This window comes from Bradyrhizobium sp. HKCCYLS3070 (assembly GCF_051167575.1).
Taxonomy (GTDB): Bacteria; Pseudomonadota; Alphaproteobacteria; order Rhizobiales; family Xanthobacteraceae; genus Bradyrhizobium.
In genome coordinates this window covers 1,701,499-1,720,749 of the sequence record NZ_JBNPTI010000001.1, presented here as the reverse complement: position 1 = coordinate 1,720,749, position 19,251 = coordinate 1,701,499, and the positions used below count along the sequence as shown (strand labels likewise).

Annotated in this window: 17 protein-coding genes; all 17 read left to right on the top strand. The window is 66.7% G+C overall.

The window, feature by feature from the left end; all coding sequences use genetic code 11:
- Positions 1 to 7: 7 nt before the first annotated feature.
- The 17 genes from ACQR03_RS07980 to ACQR03_RS07900 all read left to right on the top strand — a co-directional run bounded on the left by ACQR03_RS07980 (position 8) and on the right by ACQR03_RS07900 (position 19,241).
- Positions 8 to 2,311, top strand: coding sequence for a caspase family protein (locus tag ACQR03_RS07980; RefSeq protein ID WP_315711590.1), 2,304 nt, complete (start codon positions 8 to 10; stop codon positions 2,309 to 2,311).
- A gap of 182 nt (positions 2,312 to 2,493) precedes the next feature.
- The gene (locus tag ACQR03_RS07975) at positions 2,494 to 3,786 is read left to right on the top strand and encodes a S1C family serine protease (protein WP_315711592.1); all 1,293 of its coding nucleotides are present in this window, start codon (positions 2,494 to 2,496) and stop codon (positions 3,784 to 3,786) included.
- The gene (locus ACQR03_RS07970) at positions 3,783 to 4,745 is read left to right on the top strand and encodes an FHA domain-containing protein (RefSeq protein WP_315711593.1); all 963 of its coding nucleotides are present in this window, start codon (positions 3,783 to 3,785) and stop codon (positions 4,743 to 4,745) included. Before ACQR03_RS07975 ends, ACQR03_RS07970 begins: the two co-directional genes overlap by 4 nt.
- Positions 4,746 to 4,835: 90 nt before the next feature.
- Positions 4,836 to 5,357, top strand: coding sequence for a hypothetical protein (locus ACQR03_RS07965; protein ID WP_315711595.1), 522 nt, complete (start codon positions 4,836 to 4,838; stop codon positions 5,355 to 5,357).
- Between the two features lie 154 nt (positions 5,358 to 5,511).
- Positions 5,512 to 6,501 (top strand): 30S ribosomal protein S2, encoded by a 990-nt coding sequence (locus ACQR03_RS07960; RefSeq protein ID WP_315711596.1) that lies wholly within the window; start codon positions 5,512 to 5,514, stop codon positions 6,499 to 6,501.
- A 129-nt stretch (positions 6,502 to 6,630) separates the two neighbouring features.
- Positions 6,631 to 7,554, top strand: a complete 924-nt coding sequence (gene tsf, locus ACQR03_RS07955) for a translation elongation factor Ts (protein ID WP_315711597.1) — start codon at positions 6,631 to 6,633, stop codon at positions 7,552 to 7,554.
- Between the two features lie 74 nt (positions 7,555 to 7,628).
- Positions 7,629 to 8,345 (top strand): UMP kinase, encoded by a 717-nt coding sequence (gene pyrH / locus ACQR03_RS07950; protein ID WP_315750906.1) that lies wholly within the window; start codon positions 7,629 to 7,631, stop codon positions 8,343 to 8,345.
- A gap of 162 nt (positions 8,346 to 8,507) precedes the next feature.
- Positions 8,508 to 9,071, top strand: a complete 564-nt coding sequence (gene frr, locus ACQR03_RS07945) for a ribosome recycling factor (RefSeq protein WP_315711599.1) — start codon at positions 8,508 to 8,510, stop codon at positions 9,069 to 9,071.
- A 12-nt stretch (positions 9,072 to 9,083) separates the two neighbouring features.
- Positions 9,084 to 9,842, top strand: coding sequence for an isoprenyl transferase (locus ACQR03_RS07940; protein WP_315750907.1), 759 nt, complete (start codon positions 9,084 to 9,086; stop codon positions 9,840 to 9,842).
- Entirely contained in the window at positions 9,839 to 10,726 is an 888-nt protein-coding gene (locus ACQR03_RS07935) for a phosphatidate cytidylyltransferase (protein WP_315750908.1), read from the top strand. The genes ACQR03_RS07940 and ACQR03_RS07935 overlap by 4 nt, the downstream gene beginning before the upstream one ends.
- Positions 10,727 to 10,767: 41 nt before the next feature.
- Entirely contained in the window at positions 10,768 to 11,991 is a 1,224-nt protein-coding gene (dxr, locus tag ACQR03_RS07930) for a 1-deoxy-D-xylulose-5-phosphate reductoisomerase (protein WP_315711602.1), read from the top strand.
- 39 nt (positions 11,992 to 12,030) lie between these two features.
- Positions 12,031 to 13,182 (top strand): RIP metalloprotease RseP, encoded by a 1,152-nt coding sequence (gene rseP, locus ACQR03_RS07925; RefSeq protein WP_315750909.1) that lies wholly within the window; start codon positions 12,031 to 12,033, stop codon positions 13,180 to 13,182.
- 174 nt (positions 13,183 to 13,356) lie between these two features.
- Positions 13,357 to 15,897: an outer membrane protein assembly factor BamA gene (gene bamA, locus ACQR03_RS07920; RefSeq protein ID WP_315711604.1), complete on the top strand. Its 2,541-nt coding sequence runs from the start codon at positions 13,357 to 13,359 to the stop codon at positions 15,895 to 15,897.
- 117 nt (positions 15,898 to 16,014) lie between these two features.
- The gene (gene lpxD, locus ACQR03_RS07915) at positions 16,015 to 17,082 is read left to right on the top strand and encodes a UDP-3-O-(3-hydroxymyristoyl)glucosamine N-acyltransferase (protein ID WP_315711605.1); all 1,068 of its coding nucleotides are present in this window, start codon (positions 16,015 to 16,017) and stop codon (positions 17,080 to 17,082) included.
- Positions 17,082 to 17,540 (top strand): 3-hydroxyacyl-ACP dehydratase FabZ, encoded by a 459-nt coding sequence (gene fabZ, locus ACQR03_RS07910; protein WP_284418776.1) that lies wholly within the window; start codon positions 17,082 to 17,084, stop codon positions 17,538 to 17,540. The genes lpxD and fabZ overlap by 1 nt, the downstream gene beginning before the upstream one ends.
- 29 nt (positions 17,541 to 17,569) lie before the next feature.
- Positions 17,570 to 18,379 (top strand): acyl-ACP--UDP-N-acetylglucosamine O-acyltransferase, encoded by an 810-nt coding sequence (lpxA, locus tag ACQR03_RS07905; protein WP_315711606.1) that lies wholly within the window; start codon positions 17,570 to 17,572, stop codon positions 18,377 to 18,379.
- A 4-nt stretch (positions 18,380 to 18,383) separates the two neighbouring features.
- Complete coding sequence (locus ACQR03_RS07900; RefSeq protein ID WP_315750910.1) at positions 18,384 to 19,241, top strand: LpxI family protein; 858 nt, start codon at positions 18,384 to 18,386, stop codon at positions 19,239 to 19,241.
- Positions 19,242 to 19,251 lie beyond the last annotated feature (10 nt).

Below are 19,251 nucleotides of genomic sequence, written 5' to 3'. Positions count from 1 at the left end.
TTGAACCATGCGCTTGACCAAGATCACCGCGAAGATCGTCCTGAGTGTCTCGCTCTGCCTGCTCGCCTTGGCGGCCTTGCCGCGGCTTGCCGCAGCGCAGCAGCCCGGCGCCGAAAAGCGTATCGCTCTGGTGATCGGCAACGGGGCCTATGCCAAGGGCCCGCTGGCGACGGCGGCCAACGACGCCGGCCTGATCGCGCAGACGCTGCAGGCCGCGGGCTTCGATGTGGTCGGCGCGCGCGATCTCGATGCCGACACGCTGCGCAAGAGCTTTCGCGATTTCATTCACAAGGCCCAGTCAGCCGACACCAACACCGTCGCGATGGTCTATCTGGCCGGCTACGGCATGCAGCTCGCCGGCGAGAACTATTTTCTTCCCGTCGACGCCAACATCGGCAGCGACGTCGACATTCCGACCGAAGGCCTGCGCCTCAGCGACTACATCCGCCAGCTTGCGGCGACGCCGGTGAAGGCCAGCGTCGTGGTGCTCGATGCCGCCCGCCAGCAGCCCTTCATCGCCAGCGGTCCGGCGATCGCCGGCGGCCTGGCGCTGGTTGAGCCCGATGCCAACATGCTGATCGCCTTCAATGCGGCGCCGGGCACGATCGCGCCGAACGAGACCGGCGCCTACGGCGTCTACGCGCGCTCGCTCGCGGAGATGATCCGCACCGGCGGCCTGTCGCTGCCGGAGGTGTTCGACCGGCTGCGGCTGCGCGTCAACGAGGAGACCAAGGGCGCGCAGGTGCCGTGGGATGCGCAGAAGATCCAGGCCGCCTTCACCTTCTTCGAGCGGGCGCCGGACGCGCCCGCCACGCCGGATTCGCCGGAGCAGACCGCGGCGCTGCGCTCGCGCCCGATCCGCGAGCTGCCGGTGCAGGAGGCCTATGCCGCGGCGCTGGAGCGCGACACGCTGCAGGGCTATGAGGATTTCATCGCCGCCTATCCGAGCGACCCGCTGGCGCGGCGCGTGCGCGCCCTCGTCGCCGCTCGCCGCGAGGCGCTGACCTGGCGACGGACGTTTCGCACCGACAGCCCGGAGGCCTATTGGTCCTACCTGAAGCGCTATCCCTATGGCGCGCATGCCGAGGACGCCCGGCGGCGGCTGGCGATGTTGTCGGCACAGCCGGCGCCGCCGCCGACCTTCGCGATGATCGAATATGACGTGCCGCCGCCGCCGCTCGACGAGGTGATCTATGTCGAACGTCCAGTGCTGCTGTTCTCGGATCCCGAATTCGATTTCGTGCCGCCGCCCCCGCCGCCGGTCTACATCCTGCCGCCGCCTCTGCCGGAGTTCGTGGAGCTGCCGCCGCCGTTCGCTCCGGTCGGCCTGTTCATCCTGCCGCGGCCGGTGTTCGTGCCGATCCCGGTCTATGTCCGGCCGCCGGCTTTCGTTGCCCCGCCGCCGAACAACATCATCTACCAGAACATCCACAACCCGACCGTCATCAACACCGTGATCAATCGTCCGGCGCCGCCGGCCGCGCCGATCACTGCCGGCCCCGCGGCCGTGACGACGCCGGCCGTGGCGGTGGCACCGGCCTTGCCGCCGGCCGTCGCGCAGCGCGCCACGCTGATCCAGCAGGGCAAGGTCCCGCCGCCGGGAGGACCGCTCACCAATCCCACGGTCCGGCCCGGTGCAGCACCGGCCATTCAGGCCAACGCTCCGCCGGGCGGACCCTCGCCGGCCATGACGGGACCCGGGCAGGGGCATGCCAATGTCAATCCGCTGCCGGTGCCCGGTCGCGGTGGTCCGCCGGTGCCACCATCGGTTCAGGCTCCTAGTCTGCGCCAGCCGGCACCGGCATCGCCCTCTGCCGCGCTGCCACCGCCCGCGCGCCAGGATCTGCGCGCGAACCGCACGCCGCCGGGCGCAGTCGTGCCGCAGCCCGCAAGGCCATCGGTGACGCCGTCCCGTCCGGTCATGCCGTCAGCCGTTCCGCGCGGGCCTGAGGTGAGCCCGCGCATTCAGCAGGCGACGCCACCGCAGATCCAGCGCCGCCCGCCGCCACCACCGGCGACGGCGCGTCTGAGCCCGCCACCGGCGCCGCCACGACCGCCGGTTGCACCGATGGTTCGGGCGGCTCCGCCACCTCGGCCGGCGCCACCGCCGCCGCAAGTCATGCGTCCGTCCGCTCCGCCACCGATGGCGCGTCCTGCGCCTCCACCGCAGATGGCGCGTCCCAGTCCGCCGCCGATGGCCGCCGTGGCCCGGCCGGCGCCGCCGCCGATGGCGCGGCCCGCGCCGCCGCCGCCACGTCCGGCGGCCCCGCCGCCGGGCAAGAGATGTCCGCCGAACGTCCCGCATTGCTGAGCCGCGGCGCGTTGGCCTGAGGTCGGCGCGGTTGCAACATCGGCCTGTTTTCGATATGGCCGGACCGCCGGACTGATCGATCGTGGGCGCAGGACGTCGACGGCCGACGACGTGTTGCGGGGGCATCAGTGATATCAGCGTTTGTCGGGACCTTGCGCACGCTGTCTTTGCGAAGCTCAATCATGGCCGCGCTTTGCGGCGTCGGTATCGCCGGCCTGCCATCGCCAAGCGATGCGCAAGCGCTGCCGGGCGCCGAAGCCGTCTATGCCTCGGCGCCGCCGCGCCTGCTCCAGATCCGCACGCTCGTGGCCGATGCCGGCCGCCAGACCTCGACCGGATCCGGCTTTCTGGTCTCCGCCGACGGGCTCGCGGTCACGAACTATCACGTTGTGTCGGATGCAGCACTCGAGCCGAAGACGTACCGGCTCGAATATACGGGAGCCGATGGCACGCAGGGCGGCGTCACGTTGCTCGCTGTCGACCTGCCCAACGATCTCGCGCTCGTTCGCGTCGACAAGCAGAACGCGCCGTTCTTTTCGTTCGACAAGGCCGCGCTCGACGGCAGCCTGCCGAAAGGCGAGCGGCTCTATTCGCTCGGCAACCCGCTCGACCTCGGCTTCACCATCATCGAGGGAACGTATAACGGTCTCGTCGAGCACAGCTACAACGATCACATCCATTTCACCGGCGCGCTCAATCCCGGCATGAGCGGCGGGCCCGCGGTCAATGCGCAAGGCCAGGTGGTCGGCATCAACGTCGCCACGCGCCGCGGCGGCCAGCTCATCAGCTTCCTGGTGCCCGCCCGCTTCGCGGCCGCGCTCCTGGCGCGCGGCCAGGACGCCAGGCCGGCCGCGGCCGATCTGCGCAAGGACGTGATCGCGCAGCTTACGAGCTGGCGTGGAGCGCTCTACAAGTCGCTGGGCGAGGAGGGCTTCCGCGATCGGGTGTTCGGGTCCTATCAGGCGCCGGAGACGCGCGCGGGCTGGTTCGAATGCTGGGCGAGCACCAATGTCAGCGCATCGCCGAAGCCGCGCGCCAGCATCAATTCGACCAGTTGCAAGGCCGAGGCCAGCGTCTATGTCGCCTCCGACCTCAACACCGGCGTGGTGGAGGTCAGCCACTCCTACGCGAAATCGATCGACCTCAATCAATTCCAGTTCGCGACCGTGCTGACGCAGCTGGCGCAGCCGCGACTCACCCAGGGCGGTTCTTTTCGCAAATGGTACACGCCGCAGCATTGCCATGCCGATTTCGTCGGCGTGACGCCGGCGGCCGCTCATCCGTCGCTACGCGTGCTGTGGTGTGCGCAGGGCTATCGCGAGTTCGACGGCCTCTATGACGTCGTGCTGGTCGCGGTGACGCAGGACCATGCCGACGAGGCGCTGGTGTCGCGGCTGAACCTGCAGGCGATCGCCTATGACGACGCCTTGCGCCTCGGCAAGAGCTTCCTCGAACGCCTGCAGGTCGCACGATGATCTGGATCGAGATCCTCTCCAAGCATCGCGACGTCGCCGGCCGCTTCCGCGTCGATGCCGCCGAGATCAGCATCGGCCGCGGCTACGACAATCACGTCATCCTCGACGATCCCTATGTCGCCGCGCGCCATGTGCGAATTTTCCGCGACGGCGAGGGGCGCCTGGTCGCCGAGGATCTCGGCAGCGCCAATGGCCTCTTTCTCGATCGCGGCAAGAGCCGGAAGCCGCAGCTCGTCCTCGACGGCGCCAAGCCGATCCGGATCGGCCAGACGCTGCTTCGGATCCGCGACGCCGGCCATGCCGTCGAGCCGGAGCGGCTCGCGGGCTCCGAACGCGGGGCGCTGCCGATCATCGCCGCGATCGCCCTCGGTGTCGTCCTGCTCGCGATCAACGCGGTGATGACCTGGTTTGCGCAGACCTCCGAGGCGCATCTGTCCGATTATCTTGTGCCGACCGTCACGATGATCGGGGTGGTCGTCGCATGGGTTGGCGTCTGGGCGCTGCTGGCGCGGCTGTTTTCCGGCCGCTCGCATTTTCTGCGCCACCTCCTGATCGCGCAGGCGGGTCTGATTGCGTTCTGGGTCTACAGCGAGTTCGCCCAGATTGCCTCGTTCGCCCTGACCTGGAGCGCTGTCTTCACCTACGGCTACGTCGTTTCGTGGATCGTTCTCGCCGCGACCTGCTTGCTGCATCTGCGTGAGGTCGGACGCACCCATATGCTCGCCAAGGGCCTGGTGGTCGGCCTTTTGCTGGTGGTCGCGATCGCGATCCAGACCGTGCAGCGGTCGGAGGCGTTGGCGAATTCCGGCCGTCCCAATGTCAGCCACGTGCTGATGCCGCCGTCCCTGCGCCTGGTCCCGGTGCAGGACGAGCAGACCTTCTTCGAAGACGCCGCGCGGCTGAGGGCGAAGCTCGATGCCGACCGCGCCGCGCTGGCCCCGGCCGGTGTGGAGCGCTGATCACAGTTCCACTGTCTTTGCTCCCGGAGGTTGAAAGTTCCCTGGTTCCCGTCATAGCCTCGAACCCCGGGTTTCTACGGGGAGGGGGCAATGAACAGGCGAGCGCTGCTGGGATTGGGAGCGGCATTTCTGGTATCAGGATGCCTGACAGGCAAGGAAGGCACCGAATACGCTGTGGTGTCACAGAAGATCGGGGCACCGCGTGCCGGGCAGTCCCGCATCATCATCATGAGCTTGAAGGATGCCTGGCTGGACCGGACCACGTGCGACGCCAAGGTCGACGGCGTCGCGCTGAGTCGCCTGATCCCCGGAACCTATGTCTACGTCGACCGTCCGGCCGGTCCGCACCACCTCGTCGCCACCCAGACCCTGTTCCCAGGCGACTCGGTGCTCGATTTCAACACCGAGCCGGGGCGGACCTATTTCTTCTCGATCAGGCCCAGTGATCGGTCCAGGGCCATGCAGGGCGGCGGCATGGCGTTCGGCCTGCTCGGCATGGGCGTCATGGCCGCGGCCTCGTCGGGCGCTGACAACAAGGGCCCGGTCGACTTCGTTCCGCTGCAGGAGGGGCAGGCCCGGACGGCGATGGTCGAGCTTCTGCAGGCCGAATGAGCCCATTTTCCTTGCGTTGCGCCAAAATCCGGCTATATAGCGCGCCATCTCACACGGAAACTTGGCTCTCCTAGAGGGCGTCCGGTGGCAAGCCGGGCCTTGACGGCCCGTTTTTGCTCACGCGTTTCCGGAGGAATCAACCGGAGAATATCCAATGGCGCTGCCTGAATTCACGATGCGTCAGCTGCTCGAAGCTGGCGTGCACTTTGGTCACCAGTCTCACCGCTGGAATCCGAAAATGGCCGATTTCATTTTCGGAGCCCGCAACAACATCCACATCATCGATCTCGCCCAGACCGTGCCGCTGCTGCACACGGCGCTGCAGGCCGTCAGCGACACCGTCGCCAAGGGCGGCCGCATCCTGTTCGTCGGCACCAAGCGCCAGGCGCAGGACAACGTGGCCGATGCAGCCAAGCGCTGCGCGCAGTATTTCGTCAATTCGCGCTGGCTCGGCGGCACGCTGACCAACTGGAAGACGATCTCGGCCTCGATCAAGCGCCTGCGTCATCTCGACGAGGTGCTGTCCTCGGGCGAAGCCAACTCCTACACCAAGAAGGAGCGGCTGACCCTGCAGCGCGAGCGCGACAAGCTCGACCGCTCGCTCGGCGGCATCAAGGACATGGGCGGTCTGCCCGACATGATCTTCGTGATCGACACCAACAAGGAAGACATCGCGATCCAGGAGGCCCAGCGCCTCAAGATCCCGGTGGCCGCGATTGTCGACACCAATTGCGATCCGAAGGGCATCACCTATGTCGTGCCCGGCAATGACGACGCCGGCCGCGCCATTTCGCTGTACTGCGACCTGATCGCGCGGGCCGCCATCGACGGCATCTCGCGCGCGCAGGGCGAGCTCGGGATCGACGTCGGCGCCTCGGCGGCTCCGCTCGAGGAAGATCTTCCGGCTGCGTCCACTTCGACGTTCCAGGGTCTGCCTGGTCCGCGCGGCACCGCCGATGATCTCAAGAAGCTCACCGGCGTGTCCGGTGCGATCGAGAAGAAGCTCAACGACCTCGGCATCTTCCACTACTGGCAGCTCGCCGAGCTCAACCACGACACCGCGCACCAGATCGGCGAAGAAGTCGGTCTCCCGAGCCGGGCCGATGCCTGGGTCGCGCAGGCCAAGTCGCTCGCCGACGCGTAAGACGACACAACACCATTCTGGCCGGCGTCTCACGCCGGCCATCGCGACTGAGATAGGTTTTTCCTGGCAGCGGGCGGCGACGAGCCATCCGCTGCGTCGCGCTTTGGACAGGCAAAAGGACGTTCAACGATGGCTAATATCACCGCAGCGATGGTGAAGGACCTGCGCGAGTCGACCGGCGCGGGCATGATGGACTGCAAGGCCGCGCTCACCGAGAACGGCGGCGACATGCAGGCCGCGCAGGATTGGCTGCGCAAGAAGGGCCTGTCGAAGGCCGCCAAGAAGGCCGGTCGCGTTGCGGCCGAGGGCCTGATCGGCGCGCTGACCTCCGGTAAGAAGGGCGTGGTCGTCGAGGTCAATTCCGAGACCGACTTCGTCGCCCGCAACGAGCACTTCCAGGGTTTGGTCAAGATGATTGCCCAGGTCGCGCTCGACGTCGGGGCCGACGTGGAGAAGATCAAGGCCGCCAAGGTGGGCAGCATCACGGTCGAGGCCGCGATTGCCGATTCGATCGCCACCATCGGTGAGAACCAGACGCTGCGGCGTGCGGCTTCGCTCGAAGTGAGCCAAGGCGTCGTGTCGAGCTACGTCCATGGCGCCGTCATCGAGGGTGCCGGCAAGCTCGGCGTGATCGTGGCGCTGGAGTCGCCCGGTAAGACCGACGAGCTCGCCGTGCTCGGCCGTCAGCTCGCGATGCACGTCGCCGCGGCCAATCCGCAGGCGATCGATGCGGCGGGTCTCGATCCGGAGCTCGTCAAGCGCGAGAAGGACGTGCTCGCCGACAAGTATCGTCAGCAGGGCAAGCCGGAAAACGTGATCGAGAAGATCGTCGAGTCCGGTCTGAAGACCTACTACAAGGAAGTCACCCTGCTCGAGCAGGCCTTCATCCACGACAGCGGCAAGTCGGTCGCGCAGGCGCTGAAGGAAGCCGAAGGCAAGGTCGGCGGTCCGATCAAGGTTGCCGGTTTCGTCCGCTATGCCCTCGGTGAGGGTATCGAGAAGGAAGAGACCGACTTCGCTGCCGAAGTCGCCGCCGCCAGCGGCAAGAAGTAACGACTGAGCACAGTCACGATCCGGCGCGGCGTTCGCGCCGGATCTCAACGCGCGGGATAGGAGAGCATTGGCACATGGCTGAGCCGGTCTATCGTCGCGTCGTGGTCAAGCTGTCCGGCGAATATCTCGCGGGCCCTCATTCCTTCGGCATCGACCAGCCGACCGTCGATCGCATCGCCGATGACCTCATCGCGGCCCAGAAGCTCGGCGTCGAGATCGCAGTCGTGGTCGGCGGCGGCAACATGGTGCGCGGCGTCGAGGTTTCGTCGCAGGGCGTGTCGCGTCCGACCGGCGACACCATGGGCATGCTCGCCACCGTCATGAACTGCCTGGCGCTGGAAGCCGCCATCCAGCGCAAGGGCACCCCGGCGCAGGCGCTCTCGGCTTTCGTCATGCCGGAGGTGTGCGAGCTGTTCACGCGCGCTGCGGCGCACAAGTCGCTGGCCGAAGGACGCATCGTCGTGCTCGGGGGCGGCACCGGCAATCCCTATTTCACGACCGATACCACAGCGGTCTTGCGGGCGGCCGAGATCGGTGCCCAGGCCGTGCTCAAGGCCACCAATGTCGACGGGGTCTATAGCGCCGATCCCAAGAAGGATCCGGCCGCCAAGCGCTTCGACCGGCTGACCCATTCGCAGGCCATCGAGGGCGGCTACAAGGTCATGGACGCGACCGCATTCGCCCTTGCCCGGGAAACGTTGCTGCCTATCATTGTGTTCTCCATTGCCGAACCGGGCTCGATCGGCGCGATGCTGCAGGGCGAAGGGCGCGGCACCATCGTCGCGGGGTGAGCCGCGGCACCGTCGGCCGCCGGTGTTGGACCGATCCCGAGCCTGCGGTAGAAGCGTAAGCGAGACAGGAATTCATCCGGGAGTCGCCCGAGTCCGGCCGCAGGCATTTCAAGGCCTGGCAGAGCCGGCCGCAACGCTCCGGATTGCAGAAAGGAAAGCGTGATGAGCACGGGCAATTTCGACCTCAACGAACTGAAGCGCCGCATGCAGGGCGCGACCCAGGCGCTGAAGCACGAGCTCGGCGGCCTGCGCACCGGCCGCGCCTCGGCATCGATGGTGGAGCCGGTCCAGGTCGAGGCCTATGGCTCGCACATGCCGCTCAACCAGCTCGCGACCGTCTCCGTGCCCGAGCCGCGCCTGCTCTCGGTGCAGGTCTGGGACCGCTCCATGGTCAAGGCCGTCGAGAAGGCGATCGTCGATTCCAACCTCGGCCTGTCGCCGGCGACCGAAGGCCAGGTGATCCGGCTGCGCATTCCCGAGCTCAACCAGGAGCGGCGCAAGGAGCTGGTCAAGGTCGCGCATAAATATGCGGAAGCTGCCCGTGTCGCCGTCCGCCATGTCCGCCGCGACGGTCTCGATACCCTCAAGAAGCTCGAGAAGAATCACGAGATGTCCGAGGACGATCAGGAGCGCCTCGCTGCCGATGTGCAGAAGGCGACCGACAGCGTGATCTCGGAGATCGACCAGCTGCTGGCGGCGAAGGAAAAGGAAATCCTCACCGTCTGAAGGATGCGCTTGATGTCCAATGCCGCGGCCCCGATGACGGAGGCGCCGGACCGGTCCGACGGACCGGCCCATGTTGCCATCATCATGGATGGCAACGGCCGCTGGGCTGCGGCCCGCGGGCTGCCGCGCGCGGAAGGGCATCGCCGTGGCGTCGAGGCGTTGCGCCGCGTGGTGCGCGCCTCGCATGAGCTCGGCATTCGCTATCTCACCATCTTCTCGTTCTCGTCCGAGAACTGGTCGCGTCCGGCCAGCGAGATCGGCGACCTGTTTGGGCTGCTCCGCCGCTTCATCCGCAACGATCTCGCGACCCTGCATCGCGACGGCGTGCGTGTCAGGGTGATCGGCGAGCGCGACGGGCTCGAGCCCGACATCTGCGCGCTCCTCAGCGAGGCCGAGGAACTGACCCGGGGCAACACGAAGCTGACGCTCGTGGTCGCCTTCAACTACGGCTCGCGCCAGGAGATCGCGCGCGCGGCGCAGCGTCTGGCCAGCGAGGTCGCCGAGGGCCGGCGCGATCCGGCTTCGATCGATGCCGATGCGATCGGCGCTCATCTCGATGCGCCCGATATTCCAGATCCCGATCTCATCATCCGCACCAGCGGCGAGCAGCGGCTGTCCAACTTCCTGATGTGGCAGGCGGCCTATAGCGAGCTGGTGTTCGTGCCGATCCATTGGCCCGACTTCGACAAGGCCGCGCTGGAGGGCGCGATCGCCGAGTTCGGCCGGCGTGAACGCCGCTTCGGCGGTCTCGTGGCGAAAACCGCCTCGTGACCAAACGGGATACCGCTGCCGTGAGAGACGCCGCCAACGCCGCGCAGCGCAATGATCCCGCGCCGCCGAAAAAGGCTGCAACCAGCAATCTGGTGATGCGGGTTGCCGCGGCGCTGGTGCTGGTGCCGCTGGCGCTCGGCGCCGCCTATGCCGGCGGCGTATTCTGGACCGCACTGGTCACGGTGGTCGCGGTCGGCCTGTATCTCGAATGGCTGATGGTGGTGGGCGAGGTTCGCACGGCCAGCGTCGGCACGGCCGGCGCACTGGCCATCGGCGTTGCCGGCCTTTGCTGCGCCTATGGCCTGATCGACTTCGCCGTCGTCGTGCTTGGGCTCGGCCTGGTCGCCGTCACTGCGCTCGCTGCGGGACGTCGCGCCTGGGTGGCCGCCGGCTTCGCCTACGCGTCGGCCGCCGAGCTCGGCTCGGTGCTGGTGCGCTTCGATGCCGCCGAGGGATGGCATGCGCTGGTGCTGGTGTTTCTGGTCGTATGGGCCAGCGACATCGGCGGCTACGTGGCGGGCCGCAGCATCGGCGGGCCGAAGCTCGCGCCGCGGATCAGCCCGAACAAGACCTGGGCCGGCGCCGTCGGCGGCTTCGCCGCCAGCCTCGTCGCCGCGGCCGCCTGGTCGATGGCCGGCGCCGGCGGCCTGATGGCGATGCTTATGCTCGCCGCGGCGCTGTCGGTGGTCTCGCAGCTCGGCGACCTGCTCGAATCTGCGGTGAAGCGGCAGTTCGGGGTCAAGGACTCCAGTCACATCATTCCCGGCCATGGCGGTCTGTTGGATCGCCTGGACGGCTATGTCGCGGCGATCGTCGTCGCCGCGTTGCTCGGTTTGCTGCGCGGCGGCCTCGATGGCGTCGGCCGCGGTCTTCTGGTTTGGTGACCGGCAGCGCGGCTGGCCGGTCGAGATTGTTTGGTGAGAACATGAGCGCAGTGCCATTGCGGAACAACAAGGCCGGTCTCGCGGAGGTGCGCAGCGTCACCGTGCTCGGCGCCACCGGCTCGATCGGCGATTCGACCATGGACCTCGTGCGCGGCGCGCCGGAGCGCTACCGCGTCGAGGCGCTGACCGGCAACAGCAACGTCCAGGGCCTGGTGAAGCTGGCCCGGGAGTTCAACCCGCGCTTCGTGGCGGTGGCCGATCCGGCCGGCCTCGACGAGCTGCGCGACGCGCTGGCGGGCACCGGGATCGAATGCGGGGCAGGGGAGAGCGCCATCATCGAGGCGGCAGCCCGTCCCGCCGACTGGGTCATGGCCGCCGTCTCCGGCGCCGCCGGCCTCAAGCCGGCGCTCGCCGCGGTGGACCGCGGCGCGACCGTGGCGCTCGCCAACAAGGAATGCCTGGTCTGTGCCGGCGATTTCTTCATGGAGCGGGCCGCGCGGGCTGGCGCCTGCATCCTGCCGGCCGATTCGGAGCACAACGCGCTGTTCCAGGCGCTGTCCTCGGGCAATCGCGAGGAACTGGTGCGGGTGATCATCACCGCCTCGGGCGGCCCGTTCCGCACCTGGGCGCCGGCCGATATCGAGCAGGCGACCTTGGCCCAGGCGCTGAAACATCCGAACTGGAGCATGGGCCAGAAGATCACGATCGATTCGGCCTCGATGATGAACAAGGGCCTCGAGGTGATCGAGGCGTCCTACCTGTTCGCGCTGTCGCCCGACGAGATCGACGTCCTGGTGCATCCGCAGTCGATCGTCCACGGCATGGTCGAGTTCTCCGACCGTTCGGTGGTGGCGCAGCTCGGCGCGCCGGACATGAGGATTCCGATCGCCCATTGCCTGGGCTGGCCGGAGCGCATCAAGGGGCCGTCGGCCCGGCTCGATCTCGCCAAGATCGGCACGCTGACCTTCGAGGCCCCGGACTTCGAGCGGTTCCCCGGTCTGCGGCTGGCGTACGATTCGCTGCGCACCGGGCGCGGCGCGACGACGGTGTTCAACGCGGCCAACGAGGTCGCCGTCGCGGCCTTCATCGCTGGTCACATCCGGTTCGGTGCGATCGCCCGGCTGGTCGAGGCGACCCTCGAGGACTGGACGCGTTCGGGTAATCTGGCACCGTTGACCTCGGCGGACGACGCCATCGCCATTGACCATGACGCGCGAAAAAGGGCCTCCGGCCTCTTGCCTCAAATCGCCGCAAAAGCATCTTAAAGGGTTGGACGGGCCACCGGCCCATCGGGAAGGTCATCGATGTCGGAATTTTTCCACCATATCTTCAATACGTTGAGCCACGGCCTTCTCGGCTACATCGTCCCGTTCCTGTTCGTGCTGACGATCGTGGTGTTTTTCCACGAACTCGGCCATTTCCTGATCGCACGCTGGGCCGGCGTGAAGGTGTTGACGTTTTCGCTCGGATTTGGCCCAGAACTGATCGGTTTCAACGACCGCCACAACACCCGCTGGAAGATCTCGGCGATCCCGCTCGGCGGCTACGTGAAGTTCTTCGGCGACGAATCCGAGGCCTCGACGCCTTCGGCCGAGGCGCTCGCCAAGATGACGGCCGAGGAGCGGGCCGACAGCTTCCACCACAAGACCGTCGGTCAGCGCGCTGCGATCGTCGCGGCCGGCCCGATCGCCAATTTCATCCTCGCGGTCATCATCTTCGCCGGCATGGCGCTGTATTTCGGCAAGCCGAACACGACCCCGCGGGTCGATGCCGTCCAGCCGGACAGCGTCGCGGCCCAGGCCGGCTTCAAGGACGGTGACGTCGTCGCCGCCATCGACGGCCGGGCGATCGAGACCTTCGCCGACATGCAGCGCGTCGTCTCGGTCAGCGCCGGCACCGAATTGTCCTTCCTGATCAAGCGGGACGGCACGGAACTCACCCTGAAGGCGACGCCGGCGCTCAAGGAGGTCAAGGACCTGTTCGGCAACAGCCACCGGATCGGCGTGCTCGGCATCCAGTACAACGCCAAGCCGGACGAATCGCGGTCGATCCCCGTTGGGTTCCTCGAGTCGATCAAGATCGGTTTCGAGCAGGTCTGGTTCATCATCTCCACGACCTTCAAGTTCATCGCCTCGCTGTTCGCGGGCGCCGGAAGCGCTGGCGACGTCGGCGGTCCGATCCGAATCGCACAACTCTCGGGACAGGCAGCCAGCCTCGGCTTCCAGTTCGTTGTGCAACTGTGCGCGACGCTGTCGGTCTCGATCGGGCTCCTGAACCTGTTCCCGGTTCCGCTGCTCGATGGCGGACACCTGTTGTTCTATGGGGTCGAGGCCGTCCGCGGCCGGCCGCTGTCGGAGCGGGCGCAGGAGATGGGGTTCCGAATCGGCCTCGGGCTGGTCCTCATGCTGATGGTCTTTGCAACCTATAACGATATCCTTCACCTCGCCGGGTCCTGAGCGCGGCTTTTTTACGACGTGGCCGTTGGGCAACGTTTTGAAACGAATTTGAAAATTCAGAGAGATCCGGCGTTTGCCGCCGGGTCCAAATTGGCTACAAGCGAACGACAAATGGGAATCTGTCGGGTTCGTAGGGGTACGGAACCGGCAACGGAATATAAGGGCGCGTAGCGCATGAAGTTCGGATTGCGGGTGCGGGGGGGCTTGGCGGCCGCCTTTATCATGTTCGCCGGCCCGGTGGCTTTGCCGCTGGCGAGCGTGGTTCTTTCGTCGCCAGCTGCGGCTCAGACGGTCAACTCGATCGAAGTGGTCGGTAACCGCCGCGTCGAGCTGGAGACCATCCGCTCGTACTTCAAGCCGGGCCCCGGCGGGACGCTCGACGCCGGCCGGGTCGATGACGGCCTCAAGGCGCTGATCGAGACCGGCCTGTTCTCCGACGTGAAGATCAACCGCCAGGGCGGGCGCCTGATCGTCACGGTCGTCGAGAACCCGGTGATCGGCCGCGTCGCGTTCGAGGGCAACAAGAAGGTCAAGGACGAGCAGCTCCAGGCGGAAGTGCAGTCGAAGCCGCGCGGCACGCTGTCGCGCCCGATGGTGCAGTCCGACGCCCAGCGCATCGCGGAGATCTATCGCCGCTCGGGCCGTTACGACGTGCGCGTCACGCCGGAAATGATCGAGCAGCCGAACAACCGCGTCGACCTGATCTTCACGATCGAGGAAGGCGCGAAGACCGGCGTGAAGTCGATCGAGTTCGTCGGCAACAACGCCTTCTCGTCCTATCGCCTCAAGGACGTCATCAAGACCCGCGAGACCAACCTCCTGAGCTTCCTCGGCTCGGGCGACGTCTACGATCCGGACCGTGTCGAGGCCGACCGCGACCTGATTCGCCGCTTCTACCTGAAGAACGGCTATGCCGACGTGCAGGTCGTGGCTGCGCTCAGCGAGTACGATCCGGAGCGCAAGGGCTTCCTCGTGACCTTCAAGATCGAGGAAGGCCAGCAGTACCGGGTCGGTTCGGTCGACTTCCAGTCGTCGATCGCGACGCTCGACGCCACCACGCTGCGCGGATATTCGCGCGTCAGCGTCGGCTCGCTCTACAACGTCGAGAACATCGAGAAGTCGGTCGAGGAGATGCAGATCGAGGCCTCGCGGCGCGGCTACGCGTTCGCGGTGGTCCGTCCGCGCGGCGATCGCAACTTCGAGGCTCATACGGTGTCGGTCGTGTTCGCCATCGACGAGGGCCCGCGCACCTATATCGAGCGCATCAACATCCGCGGCAACACCCGCACCCGTGACTACGTCATTCGCCGCGAGTTCGACATCTCCGAGGGCGACGCCTACAACCGCGCCCTGGTGGACCGTGCCGAGCGCCGCCTGAAGAACCTCGACTTCTTCAAGGACGTGAAGATCGTCACCGAGCCGGGCTCTTCGAGCGACCGCGTGGTCCTGAACGTCAACCTGGAAGAGAAGTCGACCGGTGACTTCTCGATCTCCGGCGGTTATTCGACCACGGACGGTGCGCTCGCCGAGGTCTCGATCTCCGAGCGCAACTTCCTCGGCCGCGGCCTGTTCGCCAAGGCGTCGGTGACCTACGGCCAGTTCGCCCGCGGCTACTCGCTGTCGTTCGTCGAGCCCTATCTGCTCGACTACCGGGTCGCGCTGGGCCTCGACCTGTACCAGCGCCAGCAGCTCGCCAACAACTTCATCTCCTACGGCACCAAGACGCTCGGCTTCAGCCCGCGCCTCGGCTTCCAGTTGCGTGAAGACCTGTCGCTGCAACTGCGCTACTCGATCTACCGCCAGGAGATCTCGCTGCCGGCGACGCTGTCGGACTGTAACAACGTCGCGGCCGGCACCCTGATCGGCAACCGCTTCGTGCCGTTCAATCCGACGCCGGCGTTCATCAATGCCAATGGTCTCGCCGATCCGAACGGCGGTCTCGGCTGCTTTGCCAATGGCGAGGCCTCGCTGCCGGTCCGCCAGGAGCTGGCGAACGGCGCGACGCTGACCTCGGCGCTCGGTTACACGCTGAACTACAACACGCTCGACAACAACAAGAACCCGACCGACGGCCTGCTGGTCGACTTCAAGCAGGACTTCGCGGGTGTCGGCGGCGACGTGTCGTACCTGAAGACCGCGTTCGATGCGAAGTACTTCACCCCGCTGGTGTCGGACATCGTCAGCATCGTCCACCTCCAGGGCGGCATCCTGAACAAGATCGGCAATACGCAGCTGCGCATGCTCGATCACTTCCAGATGGGTCCAAACCTGGTTCGCGGCTTCGCTCCGAACGGCATTGGTCCGCGCGATATCAATCCGTTCGGCACGCAGGACGCGCTGGGCGGCACCAAGTACTGGGGCGCTTCGCTCGAACTGCAGATGCCGTTCTGGTTCCTGCCCAAGGAGACGGGCCTGAAGGGGGCCGTCTACGCCGACGCTGGCGGCCTGTGGGGCTATCAGGGTCCGACGTCCTGGGCTGCGACGGGCGAGGTTAATACCCCCGGCTGCATCAAGCCGACGCGCAACCCGAACAACGCCGGCACCTGCCTTGGTCTGCAGTTCGATGACCAGAACAAGGTCCGGACCTCGGTCGGCGTGGGTCTGGTGTGGGCGTCGCCGTTCGGTCCGCTGCGCTTCGACTACGCGATCCCGCTCACCAAGGGTCAGTTCGACCGGACGCAGGAATTCCGGTTCGGCGGCGGTACCTCGTTCTGAGCCTGGGCCGATCGAATCCGGGTTGGCATCGACCAACCTCGCCGGTGTAAGAAATGGGAGCTCGGTTCCGGGACACCGGAGCCGGGCTCTGACTTTTTGTCTTGAGAGTACGACGGAATGGCCCAGCCGACCTTCTTCCAATCGCCGCCGCCCACGACCCTGGCGGCGATCGCCGCCGCCGCCAAGGCCACCCTGGTCGACCCATCCCGCGGCGAGCAGGTCGTCAAGGGACTGGCGTCGCTCGACGAGGCCGGCCCGATGCATCTGGCGTTCTTCGACAACCTCAGATACGCAGGCCAGCTCGCCGGGACCAAAGCGGGCGCCTGCCTGGTCAGTCCGCGATTCGAGGCGCGCGTGCCGTCCCACGTCGCAGTGCTTCGCGCCAATCAGCCGTTCCGCGCCTTCGTGCAGCTCGCGCGCGAGTTCCATGCCGACGCACTGCGGCCGCAGCCCTGGTTCGGCGACGATGGAATCTCGCCTCAAGCCATCATCGATCCCACCGCGCGGCTGGAGGACGGCGTCATCGTCGAGCCGCTGGCGGTGATCGGCGCCCATGTCGAGATCGGCTCGGGGACGATCGTTGGTGCGGGTGCCGTGATCGGTCCCCACGTCAAGATCGGTCGCGACTGCAATGTCGGCGCCCGCACCGTCATCCAGTGCGCGCTGATCGGCAACGACGTCCTGATCCATCCTGGCTGCAGCATCGGCCAGGATGGCTACGGCTTCATCTTCTTCGGCGCGGATGGGCACACCAAGGTGCCGCAGACCGGGCGGGTGCTGATCCAGAACCATGTCGAGGTCGGCGCCGGCACGACGATCGACCGTGGCAGCCTGCGCGACACGGTGATCGGCGAGGGCACCAAGATCGACAACCAGGTGCAGATTGGCCACAATGTCACAATCGGACGGCATTGCCTGCTGGCGGCCCAGATCGGGCTGGCAGGAAGTCTCACGATCGGCGACAACGTCGCGCTCGGGGCGAAGGTTGGTATCAACAATCACCTGACGATCGGCGATGGTGCGCAGGTGACGGCGATGAGCGGCGTCAAGGACGACATTCCGCCGAACGGCCGGTGGGGCGGTTTCTTCGCCAAGCCGACCAAGCAGTGGTTCCGCGAGATCGTTGCGGTGGAACGGCTGGTGCGAGATTCGACCGCGACGAACAGGGACGAGGGACGGGAGTGATGGAGGAGTCACCCATCAGGTTTGCGGACGTCGACATCAACGAGATTCTCAAGACGCTGCCGCACCGTTATCCATTTCTCCTGATCGACCGCGTGAAGAACATCCGGGCCGACTACAGCGGCATCGGCGTCAAGAACGTCTCGATCGGCGAGCCCTGCTTCCAGGGGCACTTTCCGGAGCGGCCGGTCTATCCGGGCGTGCTGATGATCGAGGGCATGGCCCAGACCGCCGGCGTGATCGGCATCAAGTCGGTCGAGGGCACGGAAAAGCCGCGCGCGGTGTATTTCCTCACCATCGACAAGTGCAAGTTCCGCAAGCCGGTGCTGCCCGGCCAGACCATCGAGTATCACATGCGCTCGATCGGCCGGCGCAAGACGATGTGGTGGTTCCACGGCGATGCCAAGGTCGACGGCGTCGTCGTCGCCGAGGCCGATGTCGGCGCGATGCTGACCGACTGACGGGCTGGTAGAAAGTTGATTGCGTCGAAATGAGCAAGATTGATCCCACCGCACGCGTCGAGGATGGCGCCGTCATCGGTGAGGGGACCGTGATCGGTCCTTACTGCATCGTCGGCCCCAACGTCGTGATCGGGGCCAACTGCAAGCTGATCAGCCACGTCCAGATCATGGGCCACACCACGCTCGGCGATGACAACGTGATCTCGCCCTTCGTCGTGCTCGGCGGCGCGCCGCAGGATCTCAGCTATCGCGGCGAGCCGCATCGGCTCGAGATCGGCTCCGGCTGCACCTTCCGTGAAGGCGTGACGATGAACATCGGCACCACGAAAGGCGGCGGCCTGACCAAGGTCGGCAATGCCGGGTTCTTCATGAACAATGCCCATGTCGCCCACGATTGCGTTGTCGGCGACAACGTGATCTTCGCGACCTCGGCGACACTTGGCGGCCATGTCGAGGTCGGTGATTCCGTCTACATCGGCGGTCTGTCCGCGGTGCATCAGTTCACCCGCATCGGCCATGGCGTGATGGTCGGCGGCGTCTGCGGCGTACGCGGCGATATCATTCCGTATGGCCTCGCCAACGGCCAGTATGCCGCGCTCGAAGGTCTCAACGTCATTGGCATGAAGCGCCGCAAGTTCACACGCGAGCGCCTCGCCACGGTGCGTGCCTTCTATCAAAAGCTTTTCCATGGCCCCGGCGTGTTCGCCGATCGCCTCGCGGCGGTGCGGCCGCTGGCCGGCGAGGATCCCGCCATTGCCGAGATCCTCGCCTTCATCGATGGCGGCCGACATCGCGCCTTGTGCCTGCCCGAGATCGGCAGGCCGGCCATCGAGCCGTAGCGCCATGGCGACGCCGGCCGCCGTGACCTCTCCGCCGATCGGCATGATCGCCGCGGGCGGGGTGCTGCCTTTCGCGGTCGCCGATGCCATCGTCGCGCGCGGCCAGACGCCGGTGCTGTTCGCCTTGAAGGGCATCTGCGATCCAAAGCCGCTGGCGCGCTTCCGTCATCACTGGATCGGCCTCGGCCAACTCGGCAATGCCCTGAAGCTCCTGAAGGCCGAGGGCGTTCGCGATCTCATGTTCATCGGCAATCTCGTTCGTCCGGCCGTGTCGGAGATCCGCTTCGACTGGGGCACGCTGCGCGAGCTGCCCTACATCTGGTCGGCCTTTCGCGGCGGTGACGATCATCTGCTGTCCGGCGTCGGCCGCATCTTCGAGCGTCACGGCTTTCACATGATCGGCGTCAAGGACGTCGCCCCCAATCTGCTCGTGCCCGAAGGGCGGCTGACGCGGAGCGGGCCCAACGATCTGGTGACTGGCGACATCGCCAAAGGAATGTCCGTGCTCCGCGCCATGGCGCCGTTCGATGTCGGGCAGGCCGTGGTCGTGATCGACGGCCACGTCGTTGCGCTCGAGGACATCGAGGGCACCGACGGGCTGCTGGCCCGCGTGGCGCGGCTGCGCGCCGATCGCCGCATTCGTGCTGCTGCCGGGCGCGGCGTGCTGGTGAAGGCGCCCAAGGCTGGCCAGGACCTGCGTTACGACCTGCCGACCATCGGTCCGCGAACCATCGAGGGACTTTCGGCCGCGGGTCTCGCCGGAGTCGCCGTCGCTGCCGCCTATACTCTGCTCGCCGATCCCCAGGAGACAGTGGCTGCCGCCGATCGGGCAGGCGTGTTCATCACGGGTGTCACGGCGTGACGCCCCGGCC

Coding starts and splice junctions, on each gene's coding strand:
- ACQR03_RS07980 (WP_315711590.1), top strand. CDS start 8: ATGCGCTTGACCAAGATCACCGCGAAGATCGTCCTGAGTGTCTCGCTC.
- ACQR03_RS07975 (WP_315711592.1), top strand. CDS start 2,494: ATGGCCGCGCTTTGCGGCGTCGGTATCGCCGGCCTGCCATCGCCAAGC.
- ACQR03_RS07970 (WP_315711593.1), top strand. CDS start 3,783: ATGATCTGGATCGAGATCCTCTCCAAGCATCGCGACGTCGCCGGCCGC.
- ACQR03_RS07965 (WP_315711595.1), top strand. CDS start 4,836: ATGAACAGGCGAGCGCTGCTGGGATTGGGAGCGGCATTTCTGGTATCA.
- ACQR03_RS07960 (WP_315711596.1), top strand. CDS start 5,512: ATGGCGCTGCCTGAATTCACGATGCGTCAGCTGCTCGAAGCTGGCGTG.
- tsf (WP_315711597.1), top strand. CDS start 6,631: ATGGCTAATATCACCGCAGCGATGGTGAAGGACCTGCGCGAGTCGACC.
- pyrH (WP_315750906.1), top strand. CDS start 7,629: ATGGCTGAGCCGGTCTATCGTCGCGTCGTGGTCAAGCTGTCCGGCGAA.
- frr (WP_315711599.1), top strand. CDS start 8,508: ATGAGCACGGGCAATTTCGACCTCAACGAACTGAAGCGCCGCATGCAG.
- ACQR03_RS07940 (WP_315750907.1), top strand. CDS start 9,084: ATGTCCAATGCCGCGGCCCCGATGACGGAGGCGCCGGACCGGTCCGAC.
- dxr (WP_315711602.1), top strand. CDS start 10,768: ATGAGCGCAGTGCCATTGCGGAACAACAAGGCCGGTCTCGCGGAGGTG.
- rseP (WP_315750909.1), top strand. CDS start 12,031: ATGTCGGAATTTTTCCACCATATCTTCAATACGTTGAGCCACGGCCTT.
- bamA (WP_315711604.1), top strand. CDS start 13,357: ATGAAGTTCGGATTGCGGGTGCGGGGGGGCTTGGCGGCCGCCTTTATC.
- lpxD (WP_315711605.1), top strand. CDS start 16,015: ATGGCCCAGCCGACCTTCTTCCAATCGCCGCCGCCCACGACCCTGGCG.
- fabZ (WP_284418776.1), top strand. CDS start 17,082: ATGGAGGAGTCACCCATCAGGTTTGCGGACGTCGACATCAACGAGATT.
- lpxA (WP_315711606.1), top strand. CDS start 17,570: ATGAGCAAGATTGATCCCACCGCACGCGTCGAGGATGGCGCCGTCATC.
- ACQR03_RS07900 (WP_315750910.1), top strand. CDS start 18,384: ATGGCGACGCCGGCCGCCGTGACCTCTCCGCCGATCGGCATGATCGCC.